14 protein-coding genes are annotated in these 16,621 nt (G+C 60.5%); 8 read left to right on the plus strand and 6 right to left on the minus strand.

The genetic code is table 11. The features are described from left to right. Positions 1-4 precede the first annotated feature (4 nt). Genes argB through CABTHER_RS12230 form a run of 8 tightly spaced genes read left to right on the plus strand, consistent with a single transcriptional unit; the run spans position 5 to position 8,232 of the window. Positions 5-934 carry an acetylglutamate kinase gene (gene argB, locus CABTHER_RS12195; protein WP_014100960.1) on the plus strand — a complete coding sequence of 310 codons (930 nt, stop codon included), beginning with the start codon at positions 5-7 and terminating at the stop codon, positions 932-934. Beyond that, the gene (locus CABTHER_RS12200) at positions 931-1,647 is read left to right on the plus strand and encodes an FkbM family methyltransferase (protein ID WP_014100961.1); all 717 of its coding nucleotides are present in this window, start codon (positions 931-933) and stop codon (positions 1,645-1,647) included. Before argB ends, CABTHER_RS12200 begins: the two co-directional genes overlap by 4 nt. A gap of 13 nt (positions 1,648-1,660) precedes the next feature. Beyond that, positions 1,661-2,863, plus strand: a complete 1,203-nt coding sequence (locus tag CABTHER_RS17265; protein WP_014100962.1) for a glycosyltransferase family 4 protein — start codon at positions 1,661-1,663, stop codon at positions 2,861-2,863. A gap of 28 nt (positions 2,864-2,891) precedes the next feature. Beyond that, a complete protein-coding gene (locus CABTHER_RS12210) occupies positions 2,892-4,202 on the plus strand; it encodes a hypothetical protein (RefSeq protein ID WP_014100963.1) in 1,311 nt (436 codons plus the stop codon). Between the two features lie 18 nt (positions 4,203-4,220). Next, positions 4,221-5,156, plus strand: a complete 936-nt coding sequence (locus CABTHER_RS12215; protein ID WP_014100964.1) for an NAD-dependent epimerase/dehydratase family protein — start codon at positions 4,221-4,223, stop codon at positions 5,154-5,156. A gap of 18 nt (positions 5,157-5,174) precedes the next feature. After that, positions 5,175-6,338, plus strand: coding sequence for a glycosyltransferase (locus CABTHER_RS12220; RefSeq protein WP_014100965.1), 1,164 nt, complete (start codon positions 5,175-5,177; stop codon positions 6,336-6,338). Continuing rightward, positions 6,335-6,922, plus strand: a complete 588-nt coding sequence (locus CABTHER_RS12225; RefSeq protein ID WP_014100966.1) for a WcaF family extracellular polysaccharide biosynthesis acetyltransferase — start codon at positions 6,335-6,337, stop codon at positions 6,920-6,922. Before CABTHER_RS12220 ends, CABTHER_RS12225 begins: the two co-directional genes overlap by 4 nt. After that, positions 6,919-8,232, plus strand: a complete 1,314-nt coding sequence (locus CABTHER_RS12230; RefSeq protein ID WP_014100967.1) for a glycosyltransferase family 4 protein — start codon at positions 6,919-6,921, stop codon at positions 8,230-8,232. Before CABTHER_RS12225 ends, CABTHER_RS12230 begins: the two co-directional genes overlap by 4 nt. A gap of 99 nt (positions 8,233-8,331) precedes the next feature. Here CABTHER_RS12230 and CABTHER_RS12235 read toward each other — a convergent pair whose 3' ends face one another. The 6 genes from CABTHER_RS12235 to CABTHER_RS12260 all read right to left on the minus strand — a co-directional run bounded on the left by CABTHER_RS12235 (position 8,332) and on the right by CABTHER_RS12260 (position 16,568). Further along, a complete protein-coding gene (locus tag CABTHER_RS12235) occupies positions 8,332-11,712 on the minus strand; it encodes a TonB-dependent receptor (protein WP_014100968.1) in 3,381 nt (1,126 codons plus the stop codon). 261 nt (positions 11,713-11,973) lie between these two features. Next, positions 11,974-12,783 carry a PhzF family phenazine biosynthesis protein gene (locus CABTHER_RS12240; RefSeq protein WP_014100969.1) on the minus strand — a complete coding sequence of 270 codons (810 nt, stop codon included), beginning with the start codon at positions 12,781-12,783 and terminating at the stop codon, positions 11,974-11,976. A 55-nt stretch (positions 12,784-12,838) separates the two neighbouring features. Continuing rightward, positions 12,839-13,747 (minus strand): heme o synthase, encoded by a 909-nt coding sequence (gene cyoE, locus CABTHER_RS12245; protein ID WP_014100970.1) that lies wholly within the window; start codon positions 13,745-13,747, stop codon positions 12,839-12,841. A gap of 44 nt (positions 13,748-13,791) precedes the next feature. Then, positions 13,792-14,175, minus strand: a complete 384-nt coding sequence (locus CABTHER_RS12250; RefSeq protein ID WP_148264094.1) for a cytochrome C oxidase subunit IV family protein — start codon at positions 14,173-14,175, stop codon at positions 13,792-13,794. A 16-nt stretch (positions 14,176-14,191) separates the two neighbouring features. Beyond that, entirely contained in the window at positions 14,192-14,869 is a 678-nt protein-coding gene (locus CABTHER_RS12255; protein WP_228374107.1) for a cytochrome c oxidase subunit 3 family protein, read from the minus strand. Then, the gene (locus CABTHER_RS12260; protein ID WP_014100973.1) at positions 14,862-16,568 is read right to left on the minus strand and encodes a cytochrome c oxidase subunit I; all 1,707 of its coding nucleotides are present in this window, start codon (positions 16,566-16,568) and stop codon (positions 14,862-14,864) included. Before CABTHER_RS12260 ends, CABTHER_RS12255 begins: the two co-directional genes overlap by 8 nt. Positions 16,569-16,621 lie beyond the last annotated feature (53 nt).

The following is a 16,621-nucleotide window of genomic DNA, read 5'->3' on the forward strand; positions in this document are numbered from 1 at the left end:
CCTTATGGGATTTGACGCCAATGTGCTGCGGGAAGCCCTCCCGTACATCAATCGTTTCAAGGGAAAGACCTTCATCGTCAAGTTTGGCGGCAAGGTTGCGGCAGAGGAAGACACCCTCGATTCATTTTGTGAAGAACTGGCGCTGTGCGCCCAGATTGGGATTCGCGTCGTGGCCGTACACGGCGGCGGAGTACAGGCCAATGAACTGAGCCAGCAGCTTGGCATCAAGCCGAAGACCATCAACGGCCGGCGTATCACGGACGAGCGCGCCCTCGATGTGGTCAAGATGGTTTTTGGCGGCAAGGTCAACGTCGAAATTCTCGGCGCGCTGCGCCAGGCCGGCGTTCCCGCCGTCGGGTTGAGTGGGGTGGACGGCAACATCCTGACGGCACGCAAGCGCCCGCCGCAGGTGGTCGTCAATCTGGAAACCGGCAAGCCGCAGACGGTGGATTATGGTTACGTCGGCGAAATTCTGGATGTGGACACCCGGTTGCTTGACACGCTCATCGAGAAGGACTTTGTTCCGGTCATGGCGTCGCTGGCCGCCGACGAGGATGGTGACATCTACAATGTCAATGCCGATACCGTGGCGGCTGTCATTGCGGCGGAGATGCGGGCTGAAAAACTGGTTCTGGCGACCAACGTGGATGGTGTGCTGGATGAGCACGGGCAGCGCATCAGCCGCCTGACGCTGCGGCAAGCCGCCGCCATGATGGACGCCGGAAAGGTGGCCGGTGGCATGCTGCCGAAACTTGAAGCTGCGGCGCGCGCCCTGCGTGCCGGAGTCAACTCAGTGCACGTCATCAACGGCATGAAAGCCGGGGCGCTGCTCCGGGAGATTTTCACGGAAGAAGGGGATGGGACGATGATCACTGTCAACGGCGAGAATGGAGTGGCAAGCCGCCCGCCGGCTTTGTCCCGTCGGCAGGCATGACGTTGCTGGCCCTTTTGACGAAACAGACGCCGACACCCGTGACGATTCTGGCCGGGCCCTTTCGCGGGGCAAGGCTCATTCTCAATCCGGCCCACTCCAAGCGAAAAATCCTGGGCGCTTATGAGCATGTACTCAATCCGTGGCTGAAGGCGGCGTTGCGGCAGGTGGATGTGATCTGGGATGTCGGCGCCAACGATGGTTATTTCACCTACGGGTGCGCGGCAGCCATTCTCGGGCAGGGCCGTCACCCGCATATCGTGGCTTTTGAGCCGGGGATGGACGATACGCCGTCTCTGGCAGAACAACTCACCGGCCCTGCCCAACGGTGGGCTGCCGCCTATGCTGGCGCGACGTTTGAGTTCCTGCCGTTGTACGTCGGGGCCCGAAACGACGGCGTGACCATCACGCTGGATGCCGCTTTGGATGCCCGGCCGGCGCTGGCCGGACGGGCGGCATTGGTCAAGGTGGATGTCGAAGGCGCTGAAGTGGACGTGCTCGACGGCGCACGGCGGCTGTTGACCGCACCGGTGCAGTGGCTGGTGGAAGTCCATGGCGAGCACCTGCTGGAGCCGGTCCTGAGCCGGCTGCGGGCAGCGGGCCGGACGGTGGATGTTCACCCGTTGCGTCCCCATTGGCTGTTCGGCCCGGAGGCGCGCACGATTCCCACCTGCTGGGTGACGACACGCCTCCCGTCGCCGACTTCCAGCGAGTGAACTCCGCCAAACGATGAAGGTTCTGCTTGCCCATCCCGGAACGCAGCATGCCTTCCAGCTTGCCCGGCAGTTGGCACGGCTGGGGATGCTGGAGGGGTTCTGGACAGGGTTGGCGTTGCGTGAAGAAGCGTGGTGGGTCCGGCAACTGACGCAGGTGGAAGCCATCCGGGAACGACTGGGCAACCGGCTGCTGTCGGGCGTGGCGCGCCGGCATCTTCATCTGCGCCCGTGGCGTGAGCTGGCGGCGCTGTGGGCGCTCCGGCAGGGAGCGCCGGCGCTGGAGGTCTTTCTGCGCCGCAACCAGCATTTTCAGGAAAGCATCCCCACGGCGGCGCTGCGTGCGGTGGATGTGGTCATTGGTTTTGATACGTCCTCGTGGATACTGGCCGAGCGGTGTCGTGACCTGGGCCGGCGGTTCATCCTTGACCAGAGCATTGCCCATCCCCTGTGGAAAAAACGGGTTTTTGAAACCGTCGCCGCACGGTATCCCGACTGGCGCGAAAGCCTTGTGCCGCCGCTGCCGGCAATGCTGGCCCACGAAGCGCAGGAACATGCCTTGGCGGATGCCATTGTGGTGGCGAGCAGCTTTACCACCCGGTCGCTTGTCGCTCATGGGGTTCCCGTGGAGCGGATTGTCTGTAACCCCTATGGGGTTGACTTGGAGGCCTTCACGCCGCGTCCGCCGCCGGAGGCCGGCCGCCCCTTTCGCTTTCTGTTTCTTGGTTCGGTGACGGCCCGCAAGGGGGTTCCGCTGCTGCTGGAAGTGTGGGAGAAGCTGGCTCCACGGCACGCCGAATTGTGGCTGGTGGGGCCGGTTGCACCGGAGGTGCAGCCGCATATTCCCGATTTGCCGGGGCTGAAGGTCATGGGCAAGCGTCCGCACCGCGACCTGCCGGACATCATCCGGTCTTGTGACGTGCTGGTGTTTCCAAGTTACTTCGAGGGCTTCGGGCTGGTCATCCTGGAGGCTATGGCCTGTGGCGTCCCGGTCATTGCCTCGGATGCCACGGTTGGGCCCGACCTGATTGAAGACGGTGTGGATGGCTGGCTGATGATGGCCGGCGATGCCGCGCGGTTACAGGCGCTGATGGAAACGGCGCTGTCCCGACCGGCCGAAACCTTCGATATGGGACGACTGGCGCGCCAGCGCATCGCGGCGTACACTTGGGATGCTTACGGCATCCGCTGGAAAACACTGCTCGAAACCGCCCGCTGACCGGGCCTCTTGCTGGTGGACATACCCTATGGATACGCTTTTCCCGCTCATCGTCCTCATCCAGACGGCGCTGCTGGTTTTCGCTGGCGTGTGGTTCTTCCGGCGGAACGATGAAGTTCCGCTCATCATTGCCGGGCTGACGATGTTTTTCAGCTCATACCGGTATTTTGCCGTGACCCAGGGGTGGGGGGAATGGATAGAGACGGTCTATACCTTTGGCTTACCGCCCATCACGGATGAGGATGCCCTGGAGGTCCTGCCGTTTATGGCCTTTGGGGAGTTCGTCCTGATGGCGACCTACTGCGTTCGGATGCGGCGGAAACTGCCGGTGGTGGCGGCGGAAGGTCTCCAGCGGCTGCCGCCACGTACGGTGTCATCCCTGCTTGCCCTGGGCATTGTATTTTTCCTCCTGAGCGAGTATGCCCGCAGTGCCGCCTTCAATCTGACGAGCAGCAGCTACGTCTATCTGTTTCCCCTCACTCTGATCGGGGTGGCAACCCTGCTGGTGGCGGCGTGGCGCTTTGGGGCGTTGTACACACCCTTTCAGAAGGGCGTCTGTCTGCTCATTGTAGCGGCTGCCGCTTACAACAACTTTGGGGCTTTCCTGCGGTTTCAGTTCGTCGGCCTGATCATCGGGATGGCCGTGACGCTTTCGGTGTTTTATGCCCCACGGAAACGGGCGGTCGCCCTGCTGCTGGGGACGATCATCGCCGTGCTGGCGTTTAGTCTGGGAGGGGGGCTCCGGCAGGCTGACAACGTCAACGACAAGGCGGCGGCTTTCCAGCGTTTTGACTCGTCGTGGGACCGGCTGGTCGCAGGGGAAGACGCCAACATGCTGGATGGATTTGCCATCGTCCGTTTCGTCTATCCCGAACTGATGGATTTCACGCTGGGCATGGAGCACCTCGAAGTGCTGACCCGTCCGATTCCACGGGAACTCTGGCCCGACAAGCCGGTGGGCGGATATGTCAACAAGCTTGGTCTGCGCGATGCATCGCAGGGGATACTGGGGATTTCCCAGTCCATCTACGGTTCATTCTATGGTGAAGGGGGCGTCATCGGGATTGCTGTCTTTGCGGTGCTCTACGGTTTGGGTCTGGCTGCCATAACGGAATGGATGACCACACTGCACCCGTTCGTGTACAGCGTGCTGCGTGGATTGTTTGTGGCGTGGATGATCCCGCTCCTGCGGGGCGGTGACCTGCCGGGCATCTATGCCTGGCTGGGAATGTCTTCCCTGACGGTGTTGATGTTTGCCTGGTCGAACCGCCGGCTGCTGAAACAGGGAAGCCAACCGGCGACGTGGTCCGGGCCACGGCCGATTCCCATCCGGGCCTGAAGCCGGACAACGCGCACCATGGCAACGATTCTGGTCACGGGCGGCAATGGCTTCATCGGCTCCCATCTGGTTGACCGCCTGGCCGGGCAGGCTTCGGTCATTGTCTTTGACCGCCGGGAGCGCCGCTATGACCCCCCGCCGCCGGGGGTGCGGGTTGTGACGGGAAGCCTCTCCGACCGCGACCTCGTGCGCAATGTCCTGACGGAGTTTGGCGTTGAGACGGTGTATCATCTCGCCTGGAGTTCGATTCACGAGACGGCGACCCGGCATCCGGTTGCCGACATCGAGGCAAATCTCCTGCCCACGGTGCAGCTTCTCGATGCCTGTCGGGAAGCCGGTGTACGGCGGGTGGTGTACGTCTCCTCCGGTGGCACAGTGTATGGAACGCCCTGCGCCGGAACCATTGCGGAAGACCATCCCACACAGCCCATCAATGCCTATGGGGTGACGAAGCTGACCGTTGAGAAATATCTTGGGGCCTACCACCACCTTTACGGTCTGGAATATGTCATCTTCCGTCCTTCGGTGCCCTATGGGCCGCGTCAGAACCCACTCGGTCGGCAGGGAGCCGTGACCGTCTTTCTGTATCGCGCCCTGCGGGGAGAACCGGTTGTCATCTTTGGTGATGGGCAAACCAGCCGCGACTTCTTTTTCGTCACGGATATGCTGGAACCGCTGGTGCAGGCCGGAAGCGGTACGGCCGGGGTCAATCGGGTGTTCAATCTGGGCGGCGGACACGCCTACAGCCTGAATGAACTCGTGGCCACGATTGAATCAGTCATCGGACGGTCGGTGACCGTCCGCTACGAGCCGGCACGCCGCATTGATGCGCCTTTCGTCTGCCTTGACTGTAAAGCCGCCCGGCGCACGTTTGGCTGGCATCCAGTGACCTCACTGGAAGCGGGCATTGCACGGACGGCTGCCTGGATGCAGGCGGCAAAGCTGTTGTCCTGAAGAGCTGGGAAACCGGGCATGCGGATTTTGTATGTCGTTCCTTATCTGGGTGCCAAATACGGTGGAATTGCGAAAGTGGTCACCGGGATTGCCCAGTCTGTCGGGCGCGCCGGTGCCCAGGCGGACATCATCACCACCGATGCCGACGGCGAGCAGCGGCGGATGGTTGTCCATCACACCTGGATTGCGGAAGATGGTTATCGCGTCATGTACTTCCCCTGCTGGCATCGCCAGGACTTCATCCTCAGTCAGTCGCTCGTCCGGTGGTTTGGGCAGCAGGGGCAGGCGTATGACCTCATTCACACGCATTCCATTTTTGCGCCGCTTATAGCAGCGGTACAGTGGCAGTGCCGGCAGCACGGGTGGCCATACGTCACCACGCCGCACGGCATGCTTGAGCCATGGGCGCTGGCCTACAAGGCCTGGAAAAAGCGTACCTACTATGCCCTGGTGGAACGTCCGGCGTTGCGCGGTGCCCGGCTCATTCAGGCCACGGCCTCACGCGAAGCCGCACACATTCAGGCGCTCGGCCTGGAGACACCGATTGAACTCATCCCCAACGGGTTACACCGTGCCGAGTTTGAGACGCTACCTGACCGCGAGGTGTTCTATGCGGCTTACCCGGCGCTGCGCCACAAACGGCTTCTGCTGTTTTTCGGGCGCATCGATCCCAAAAAGGGGCTTGATCTGCTGGCACCGGCCTTTGCCCGGATACACGCCAAATACCCGGACACCCACCTGTTGGTGGTGGGACAGGACAACATCGGCTTTCTGCCACGGGCAAAGGAGTTTTTTGCCGCAGCCGGGTGTCTGGAGTCCGTAACCTTTGCCGGCTGGATGAGCGGGCCGCTACTCTATGCCATGCTGCGCAGCGTTGAACTCCACATCGCGCCTTCCTACTCCGAGGGCTTCAGCATGGGCATTCTGATGTGTCTGGCTGCAGGCGCGCCGACCATCATGACGGATGGCTGCAACTTCCCGGAGGCTGGGGCGGCTGGCGCGGCCTGTATCGTTGAATGTTCCGTGGAAGCCATTGCACAGGCGCTCGACCGCTATCTGGGTGATCCGGCCGCCGCCCGGACAATGGGTGCCCGCGGAAGAGCCTTTATTCTTGACCACTACACTTGGGAACGGGTGGCGCAAAAACTGCTGGCAACGTATGAGCGCATCCTGGCGACATGACGAAGGTTGACCTCTCCCGTTTTGACAATGCCTGGTATCGGCCCGGCCCGGTGTTCAAGCGTGTGCTGTGGATGCTGGTCAATGCCTGGATTTTCAAGTCTGACCTGCCCTATCCCTCGGCACTCAAAGCGGCCCTGCTCCGGCTGTTCGGCGCGCGGGTGGGGCAGGGCGTGGTCATCAAACCGAACGTCAACATCAAGTACCCGTGGTTTCTCTCGATTGGCGACTTTACCTGGATTGGTGAAGGTGCGTGGATTGACAACCTGGCTCAGGTGACAATTGGTGCCCATGCCTGTATTTCACAGGGGGCGTACCTGCTGACTGGCAACCACGACTACACCTCGCCTTCCTTCGACCTGATGGTGGGGCCGATTGTCATCACGGATGGGGCCTGGATCGGCGCCAAAAGCATCGTGCTGCCGGGAACCGAGATTGCCAGTCACGTCGTCGTTGCGGCGGGCAGTGTCATTGGCGGCAAAACCGAGCCATACAGCATCTATCGCGGATGTCCGGCGCAGTGGGTGCGGCAGCGGGTGCTTCGCACGACAGAGCCATCTGTCGCCCAGGTGTCGCAACCGTCATGACGCGCCACCGGGAGACCGTCCCTTCCACTTCGGAAAGGTTGCCCACTTCAGCGCCGTCGGCCACACCGGTGCCGCGCCTGCTCATTCTGACCCACTATTTTTATCCCGAAACGGCTGCGGTGGCGCAGTTCACTACTGAAATTGCCCAGGACTTCGCCCGGCGTGGCAGTGAGGTGATGGTGGTGACGAGCCGCGCCCCCTACCAGCGGGATGCTCAGCCGTTACCGGCCTATGACCGGCTGGGGGCAATCCGCATCCGCCGGGTGCTGGGTACCCGTTTTGACAAGCGTCGTCTGTGGGGCCGGCTGCTCAACCTGGCGACCTTCGTCGCCGGGGCTGCCATCGAGACGACTGTGGGTTTTCGGGGATATGACGTACTGCTGGTGTGCAATGCGCCATTACTTGGCCTCGTCGGGTGGCTGGGGTGGATGGTGCAGCGCCGCCCTTATGTTTGTGTCGTAGAGGACATCTATCCTGATCTGGCCGTACGGTTCGGTGTCCTGAAGGAACATTCTCTGGTGCGGCGGTTGTGGGATGCCGTCAATGCCTTGGTCTATGACAGGGCAGCGGCGGTCATTACGCTGGGCAATCGCATGCGCGTGACGCTCGAAGCCACCCATGCCCGTTCCAGAGGGCGCTTCCTTCCGGTGCGTGTCATCCCCAGTTGGGCGGATGGAACGGCCATTCATCCCCGCCCAAAGGCGGAAAATCCCTTTGCGCTGGAACACGGCACTCATGACCGGCTCACCGTGCTGTATTCCGGGAACATGGGGCTGGCGCATGACCTGGAAACCGTTCTGGCTGCCGCTGACGCACTGCGCCACGATCCACGGTTTTTCTTCCTCTTCATTGGTGATGGAGGCAAGCGGACCCGCCTCGTGGAGATAGCCGCGGCCAAGCAGTTGCCCAACGTGAAGTTTTTGCCCTACCAGCCGGTGGAACGCCTGCCGCTGTCGCTGACCTGCGCCGATCTTTCAGTGGTGACGATGGAGCCGGCGGCCGAAGGTCTTATCATTCCCAGCAAAATCTATGGTTCGCTGGCCGCCGGGCAGGCCATTCTCGGACTGGTCGGTGAGCATACCGAGGTGGCTGACATCATTCAGGCGCATGCCTGTGGTGTTCGCATTGCACCAGGTGACGTGGCGGCACTGGTCGCTGCGCTGCGCCGGCTGGCCGACGAGCCGGAGTCTTTGACCGCCATGCAGCGCCGCGCCCGTGAATGCTTTGAGCAGCATTTTCGGCGCGAACTGGCACTTGATGCCTACTGGGAGGTCGTCACGTCCGCGATGCGTACCCGCCCAGCACACTGACGCCTTGCTGGAAAGCCAAAGAGACAAAGCCGAAAGCCAAAGAAAAAAGCGGCAGCGCTGCTGCGCTGCCGCCGGGAAAGCCAACTGTAGCTACCTGGTTTAGAACTGATACCGCACGCCAACCTGGAACTGGAACACCGAGTTCCCCAGCGTGTTGTTGAGCAGAAGCTGCCCAAGCCGCGGGCTGTTCAGGTTGCGCTCCCGGAGGGACAGGAAGTTCGGGTTGAGCGGCACATTCGCCTGCGGAATACCACAGTTGCGTTGCGCAGCGATCAGGGCATTGCCCGTCAATCCGGCAAAGTTGCACAGACTCGTCACCGCGGCGCCGCTGTATTGCAGTCCCATGAGGTTGAACAGGTTGAAGAATTCGCCCGAAATCACGATGTTTTGTGACTCAGTAATCTTGAAACGCTTTTGCAGGCGCAAGTCAACATTGTAAATCGGGCGGTTGCGGAACGAATTGCGCGGGTATGGATCGCCGGGTGCACGGTACGGCCGGTCAAGCTGCCCACCGCCACCAGCACCAAGTTGACCATCGCGATTGACATCAGCCAAGCCACCACCAATGTTGCCCACGATAGCATCAACCGGGAAGCCCGACTGCAAGCGGACTATGCTTGACACTTCAAATCCGTAGGGCAGAAAGATGACCGGGTTGACAACGAACAAGTGTCGCCGGTCAATGTTGGAATAGCCACGCTCAGCCCGCAGATCGAAGGAGTTGGCCGGAAACGAGCCGCCGGCTTCGCGTTCATTGTCATCGTCCGAGACGTTGTCTGAGAGGGTGTAGAAGGCCGAGAATTGGCCCCACTGCCGCTCAAACTTCATCCGTAGCACCATGGCACGGTAGCGTGAGCGGGCCGTGGACTCACGTACAGTCAACTGACCAATCGCAAGGTTGGGGCGAGGAGGAGTAAAGATCGGCCGGAGGGAGATGTCGCCTGGAATGTTGTCCGGGTTGATGCGCGGAGGAGGGAGGTTCAACTGCCGGTTCCGCTGCAAGTACACCGTGTTGATGAGTGAGAAGTCCGCGCCCACCGTCAAGCCACGGGCTAGTTGGTATTCGTACCCAAAGTTGGCTTGGACAGAACGTGGGTTGCGGAAGTCTTCAGCGATGAAGAGTGGTGATGCGGCAGCCGAAAGCGAAAACGGCGTAGCACCAGCCGGGAGGAACTGGTTGAGCACGTTGGCAATCTGGGTCAGTTGCGCTGGTGTGACCGTCGGCAGCGCCCCAAGCTGGAAGTTGTTGAGGTTGATGCCAGCCAGCAGGAACTGCCGGAACACCGTGTTCGGTGCCGCGCCCGTACCCATAATGGCCCGGTATCCAGCCGTTGCTGGCGAGGCGTCAAACGCCGCCTGGTTGAATCCGGCTGGCAGGGCAAAGGGAATCTGTGCCGACAGGTTACCCGGCGGAATGCGGAAGTTGTTGGTGGCATCGGCAAACAGCAGCAGTGGCGTCGTGGCGTAGTAGATACCGCCATTGGCGCGGAAAACCGACTTCCCGTTGTTGAACGGATCCCACGCAATACCCAGCCGTGGGGCGTACTGGTTGGTCACGTCTGGAATCTGGGTGGGATTGCGCCGCAGTCCGGGAACGTCAATCGGATACTGCACGCTGCGGACAATGTTGACGAGGTTCGTATTGTTGGCCGCCGGGGTGGGGTTGTATTGCCCTTCCCAGCGCAGCCCGTAGTTGAGCGTGAAGTTGGGGCGAATCCGCCACGAGTCCTGACCAAAGAAGGCCAACTGATGGACAGTGTATTCGGTGAACCGGTTGCCAATCTGCACCGTGTAGTTGGCGGCGACGTCAAACCGTCCACGCTGGGCTGTCGGCGGCGCGCCAGGTGGCACGACCGGCACTTGGACGCCGTTGATAACGGCCAAGGTCGTATTAGCCCCGATCAGCGAGTAGTTGCCAAACTGGTTGAAACCAAACAACTGGTTGGCAAACACGCGGCTGTACTCAAAGCCGAATTTCATTGTGTGGTTGCCGGCCAGCACTGTCAGGTTGTTGACGAACTGCGTCCGCGTGTCGTACTGCGTGGTTGGCAGGAAGGAGACGGCCCCAACATTACCAATGAAGCTGTTGAATGTTGGACGGCTGGAGTTGGAGCCACGTGGGCGGTCCTCACGTGCAAACTGGAAGCGGAACTCATTGAACAGGCTCGGTGTGAGCGTGCTGTAGAGCGACACCACGCCAATGTTGTTGCGGTTGCGCTCCGCACCGTTGTTTGCCAGGGAGCTGTTGGTTGTCGGGAAAATTTGCGGGCCGTTGGAGTTGGCATTCAGGGCGCGGTTATAACTGAAGTTATAACGCACCGTCAGAAGGTTCTTGCTGGTGATCTGCCAGTCCAACCGCAGGAGTGGGGCCCAGGCATCGTTGGTTTGTTCAAAATTCCCCTGCTCGCTGACATAGAAGTCATACACAGCCCGCTGTGAAGGCGTCAACGTGGCTGGATTGACCAGCGCCAGGTTGGGGAAGGCCGTGCTGCGCGTCTGGCGCAGCCGCTGCTGCTCGTAGGCAAAGAAGAAGAAAAACTTGTTCTTGACGATGGGGCCGCCAATGGAGCCGCCAAACTGCTGCTGCGTCGGCGCGGCATTGATTTTGCCCGTGATGCCCTGCGCGACAAACTGGGCTTCCTGTGCCCGGAAGAAGTCATTGGTACGGGCGGCTTCCTGCGGGCGGATCAGGTAAAACGCCGTGCCGTGGAATTCATTGGTGCCGCTCTTGGTGACGGCATTGACTGTTCCGCCTGTGGAGCGTCCGAACTCGGCTGAATAGCCGGCTGAAACCACCTGGAACTCCCGGATGGATTCCTGCGGGATGGTGAAGGCGGAATTCGAGCGTTCGCCGCCGCGGATGCCACCGAAGAACGGCTGGTTGTAGTCCATGCCGTCCACGTTGACGTTGGCGCCGTAAATCCCGCGCTGTCCCGAAAGGGAAATCTGCTGCCGACGCGGCTCAACCTGGGCATTGGGTGCCAGGGTGACGAAATCCTGGAAGCGCCGCCCGTTGATGGGCAGGTTTTGAATGGCCGTCGAGTTCTGGATGGCGTCGGCCTCGCTGCGGGTGGTTTGGATGCTGACACCACTGGCCGTCACCTCGATGACTTCACCGGTAACGGCTCCCACGCCGAGCGTCAGGTTGACGTTGAGCGTCCGCCCGACGATGACCGTGGCGTTTTCAACAGTGGTGGAGGCAAAGTTGGTCGCTTCCGCGGTCAGCTTGTAGCTCCCGACCGGTAACTGAACCAGCACATACTCACCGTTGGCTTTGGAGGTCGTCGTTTGTTTGAAACCGGTTTGCGGGTTTTCAGCGGTTATGGTTGCATTGGCGATGGCCGCCCCGGTTTGGTCAACAACGACGCCTGCAATCTGTCCAGTCGTGGCCTGTGCCTGGGCCCAGGCTGGTCCTGAAAAGCCAAAGCACAGTGCCACCGTAAGCAGCCAGAGCCGCTTCAGTCGCAAAACATCTCGCATGATGATTCTCCCTTTACACACAGAGGACAGAATGGAATCCCAGACGGAGAACGCCCCTCGCACAAAGTCGCTGGACTGCCCGGCAGACCACCGTTGCTCGAAACGCCTTCCGCCATGAGAACCCTTTTTCAAGTTTGTTTGGCGTCATGAGGCCACACGTAACGCCATTATTCGTACCTATGTGAACACAGTGTGAACGAATAGGAAAGTGTTTTGCAATCAATTTTCAGCGTTTCGTCGGTCTTCCTGGACAGGCTTTGGTTAGAAGTGAAAGCTGCCGTGAAGCACGGTGACGGCACGGCCGCCGAGATTGACCCGTGTCCCACGGTCTTCGACGTGGACGATGCCGCCACGCCTGGAAGCCTGGAAGCCGATGAGCCGGGTTTTGCCGAGCTTGGCGCTCCAGTAGGGGGCCAGGGAACAGTGCGCTGAACCCGTCACCGGGTCTTCTCCCACACCCTTGGCCGGGGCAAAGAAGCGTGAAACGAAGTCGTGGTCAGGGAGTCCATCCTGCGCTGTCGCCCGGCAGGTGACAATCGTGCCCCACTTGGGCAGGGTCGCCAGCAGGCGCATGTCTGGCTGGATGGAGCGCAGGATGTCTTCGTTCTCGACTTCGACGAGATAGTTCGACTCGCTGGCGCCGACGTAGGCCAGCGGCACGCCCAAGGCGGCAAACAACTCCATCGGTGCCACTGTGGGCGTGACAGGAATGGCGGGAAAATCCATCTCGATGTCGCCATCTGCGTGGCGAACGCAGGTGAGGACACCACTGGCTGTCTGAAAAAGCACCACGTCGTTGGCTGGAACGCGCCCCTGTTCGTAGAGCACGTGGGCGGCCGCCAGGGTCGCGTGGCCGCAGAGCTGGACTTCAGCTTCCGGGGTGAACCACCGTAGCTGCCACCGTCCGTCGGCGTCGGGCAGAACGAAGGCTGTTTCCGACAGGTTCATTTCCAGGGCAATGGACTGCATGAGCGTCCGGTCAAGGGCTTCATCGAGCAGACATACCGCCGCCGGATTGCCCCGGAAAGGTTTGTCCGTGAAAGCGTCCACTACCGTAAGCTGAATGGGCATGGATGATGACTCCCAGGTTGGGATGGGGGAAGCCTGGCTGCTGTCGCTCGGCGGACTAGAGACGGTTGAGCGTCATCAGCAGAAACAACATGGGAAGATACATCACGGAAGCCCGCAACACCCGTTTGGCAGCCAGGTTCGTTCGCGTGCGGGCCAGCGTCAGGCAGGACTGAAGGAAAAGCGCGCCGAGCACGAGCGCCCCAGCCAGGTATATCCAGCCCGAAAGCCCCAGCCAGAAGGGCAAAAGACTCAGCCCAACGGTAACAAGACCCGTGATGAGCGTCTGGCGGATGGTACGACGGCCATCGGCTTCAATCACCGGCAGCATCCCGATTCCGGCCCGGCGGTAGTCTTCACGGTACATCCAGGCAATGGCGTAGAAATGCGGGAACTGCCAGAAAAACATGATGGCAAACAGCACCCACGCTTCGAGCGACAGTGAACCGGCAGCCGCCGCCCACCCGACCAGCGGCGGCATGGCACCGGGAAAGGAACCAATCGCCGTCGAAAGCCAGGTGCGCGTTTTGAGCGGGGTGTAAATCCACACGTAGCCGATGGCAGTGGCCAACCCAAGAACAGCCGTCAGCGGATTGACCGTCGGGCAGAGGTAGGCTTCAGCGCCAATGGTCAGCACCAGACCAAAGAGCAGCGCCTGAAAGGGTGTCACCTTTCCACTGGGAATCGGGCGGGTCGCCGTGCGCCGCATCTGCCCGTCAGCCGGGTGTTCCATCCACTGATTGAGCGCCGCAATCCCGCCGGAGAGCAGGCCGATGCCAAGCATGGCGTGACAGAACCGGGCCCAGTCCACCGGCCCCGGCGTGCCCAGCAGAAAACCAAAGGCGGCAATCAGGACAACCTCGAAGGTAATCCGGGGTTTGGTCAGGGCCCAGTAAGCGGCCAGCCGGTCACGGAGACCCAGGGCCACAACCGGCGTCGGAGAGGCAAGTACAAGTGATTTCGGCATGACGACCTGTAACAACCGGGAGGGCAAAACGCCCGAAACACAGCCTACTGCTGTTTCAGTATGGGATCAGGTGAGTAGAGCGAAGGAATCTCATGCGTTTTTTCGCGCGTGAGATAGTCGGCAAAAGTCAGTCCGAACAGCACGATGAGAAAGAAAAACGAACCGATGACGACGGTTCGCGTCAGCCAGGTGCTGTACCGGATGTGCATGAAATACAGAATGATGAGCGTCGCCTTGCCGATGGCAATCGCCAGCGCCACCGGCGTATTGAACGCTCCCAGGTCCATGCTGGCTGTCCAGACCGTAACCACCGTGCCGATGACCAGCGCCGCCAGCACGAGAAGATAGGTTGCCGGGGAAATCGTGGGATGGGCATGGCTATGCCCGTTGGCATGGTGTGTGGCTGGCTGTTGTGTCGCCTGTCCCATGGCCGTTGCCTCCGATTCAGTGATGTCCGCCACCGCCCGGCGGCAGGTGTGCCCCAAGCAGGTAGAGCAGGGGGAAAAGGAAAATCCAGACCAAGTCCACGAAGTGCCAGTACAACCCGAACATCTCAACCGGGTTGTAGTACTCGGGGGAATACTTGCCCTGATAAGCCGTGATGAAAATCCAGATGAGCAGGCCCAACCCGACAACCATGTGCAGGGCGTGCAGACCTGTCATAAAGAAGTAGAGAAAGAAGAATATCTGCGCCCCGTTGGCGAGTTCGGGGGCTCCGGTCCACTGGAAGTTAAGGCCCGGGATGTCGTGGTCGAGGTAGTGGTGCTTGTACTCAAAATACTTGACGACGAGAAACAGCGTCCCAAAGAAGCCGGTCGCTGCCAGGAAACCCAGAAGACCACCCCGGCGCCCCTTTTCCGCCGAGGAAACGGCAAACACCATGGTCACGCTGCTCACGATGAGAAAGAGCGTGTTGAGACCGCCCATTTTCCAGTCCATGCGTGAGCTGGCCACCATGAAGGCCTCGGAAAACTTGTAACGATAGACCGCATACGCCGTAAACAGGGCACCGAACAGCAGGATTTCCGTCGCCAGAAACAGCCACATCCCAATGGTGGCCGATTCCTTCTGCTGCTCGATGGTGTAGAAGTGATGAGCGACAGGGCTGTGTGCGTTAGACAACTTCGGCCTCCCTTCCAGTTCCAGTTGCGGTTGCCGTGGGGGATGCAGGGGGATTCAGTCCACCAGTGAGCTTGCCAGTCTGCCTGGCAGGCAGCGCCGGACGTGTCGGGTAGTTGTAGGCTTCTTCGGTGACGATGGGCTGCTCGAGGAAGTTTTCCGGCGGCGGCGGTGAAGTCGTCTCCCATTCCAGTCCCTTGGCGCGCCAGGGATTCGACGCCACCTTGCCGTAGCGCAGCGACCAGATGAAGTACACCAGCGGCAACAGGTAGCCCACACCCAGAATGGATGATCCGGCGGTGGACATCACATTCAGCACCTGGAACTCCGGCGCATAGACGTGGTAGCGGCGCGGCATCCCCAGGTAGCCGATGATGAACTGCGGAAAGAACGACAGGTTGAAACCCACGAACACGATAAGCGCGCTCAGGCGCCCCCACCATTCAGGGTACATCCGCCCGAACATCTTGGGCCACCAGTAGTGCAGACCGCCGAAGTAGCCCATCACTGCGCCACCGACCATGATGAGGTGGAAGTGGGCAATGACGAAGTAGGTGTCGTGCAGGTGCCGGTCAAGACCCATTGAGGCCAGGAACAGGCCCGTCAAACCGCCAATCGTAAACAGCCCGATGAAGCCCAGGGCATACAGCATCGGGGTATCGTAGGAAACCGAGCCTTTGTACAGCGTAGCCGTCCAGTTGAAGACCTTGACTGCCGAAGGCACGGCCACCAGATAGCTGAGAATGGAAAACAGCATGCCGGCATAGATGGACATGCTGGAGACATACATGTGGTGTCCCCACACGATGAAGCTGAAGATGGCGATCATCAGCGAGGAGACGGCCACGAACTTGTAGCCAAACACCCGCTTCCACGTGAACGCAGAGATCAGTTCGCTGACCACACCCAGGCTCGGCAAAATCATGATGTACACCGCCGGGTGGGAATAGAACCAGAACATGTGCTGGAACAGTACCGGGTCGCCGCCCAGCGCCGGGTCAAAGATGCCCACTTTGGCGAAGCGTTCGGCGGCAATGAGCACCATGGTGATGCCCAGCACCGGCGTCGCCAGCACCTGAATGATGCTCGTGGCATACAGTGACCAGATGAAAAGCGGCAGGCGGAACCAGGTCAGTCCCGGCGCGCGCATCTTGTGAATCGTGACAATGAAGTTGAGACCGGTCAGGATCGAGGAAAACCCGGTGAAGAACACGCCCAGCGTCGCCGCAATGACATGCGTGTTGGCGAAGGTCGTGCTGTACGGCGTATAGAACGTCCACCCCGTATCAATCCCGCCCACGGCCACCACCCACAGGGTAAACAGCGAGCCGATGACGAAGATGTACCAGCTCAGCAGGTTGAGCTTGGGAAAGGCCACGTCCTTGGCGCCAATCATCAGCGGGATAAGGAAATTCCCCAGGGTGGCCGGAATCGAGGGCACGAGGAAGAAGAAAATGAGAATCACCCCGTGCAGCGTGAAGAACTTGTTGTACGTATCCGCTGTGAACATGTCCGCCTGGGGCGTCAGCAGTTCGAGCCGGATGAGCAGCGCGAAGAAGCCGCCAAGGAAGAACATCAGCGTGATGGAAACCATGTAGAGCAGACCAATCCGCTTGTGGTCGGTCGTGAAGAGCCACGATTTCCACCCGTAGTGGGAGTTCAGATAGTGAATGCGCGGTAGGGAGACGTTTTCTTCAATCATAGTGTCACTCGATTGTCACTCGATGCGGTCCGAGGGGCTGCCGACAGGCGGAA

This window comes from Chloracidobacterium thermophilum B (assembly GCF_000226295.1).
Taxonomy (GTDB): Bacteria; Acidobacteriota; Blastocatellia; order Chloracidobacteriales; family Chloracidobacteriaceae; genus Chloracidobacterium; species Chloracidobacterium thermophilum.

Excerpts from the sequence above, each read along its gene's own strand:
- CABTHER_RS12240 (WP_014100969.1), bottom strand. The coding sequence starts at position 12,783 with ATGCCCATTCAGCTTACGGTAGTGGACGCTTTCACGGACAAACCTTTC.
- CABTHER_RS12250 (WP_148264094.1), bottom strand. The coding sequence starts at position 14,175 with ATGGGACAGGCGACACAACAGCCAGCCACACACCATGCCAACGGGCAT.
- CABTHER_RS12230 (WP_014100967.1), top strand. The coding sequence starts at position 6,919 with ATGACGCGCCACCGGGAGACCGTCCCTTCCACTTCGGAAAGGTTGCCC.
- CABTHER_RS12215 (WP_014100964.1), top strand. The coding sequence starts at position 4,221 with ATGGCAACGATTCTGGTCACGGGCGGCAATGGCTTCATCGGCTCCCAT.
- CABTHER_RS12220 (WP_014100965.1), top strand. The coding sequence starts at position 5,175 with ATGCGGATTTTGTATGTCGTTCCTTATCTGGGTGCCAAATACGGTGGA.
- CABTHER_RS12225 (WP_014100966.1), top strand. The coding sequence starts at position 6,335 with ATGACGAAGGTTGACCTCTCCCGTTTTGACAATGCCTGGTATCGGCCC.
- argB (WP_014100960.1), top strand. The coding sequence starts at position 5 with ATGGGATTTGACGCCAATGTGCTGCGGGAAGCCCTCCCGTACATCAAT.
- CABTHER_RS12260 (WP_014100973.1), bottom strand. The coding sequence starts at position 16,568 with ATGATTGAAGAAAACGTCTCCCTACCGCGCATTCACTATCTGAACTCC.
- CABTHER_RS12210 (WP_014100963.1), top strand. The coding sequence starts at position 2,892 with ATGGATACGCTTTTCCCGCTCATCGTCCTCATCCAGACGGCGCTGCTG.
- CABTHER_RS17265 (WP_014100962.1), top strand. The coding sequence starts at position 1,661 with ATGAAGGTTCTGCTTGCCCATCCCGGAACGCAGCATGCCTTCCAGCTT.
- CABTHER_RS12235 (WP_014100968.1), bottom strand. The coding sequence starts at position 11,712 with ATGCGAGATGTTTTGCGACTGAAGCGGCTCTGGCTGCTTACGGTGGCA.
- cyoE (WP_014100970.1), bottom strand. The coding sequence starts at position 13,747 with ATGCCGAAATCACTTGTACTTGCCTCTCCGACGCCGGTTGTGGCCCTG.
- CABTHER_RS12200 (WP_014100961.1), top strand. The coding sequence starts at position 931 with ATGACGTTGCTGGCCCTTTTGACGAAACAGACGCCGACACCCGTGACG.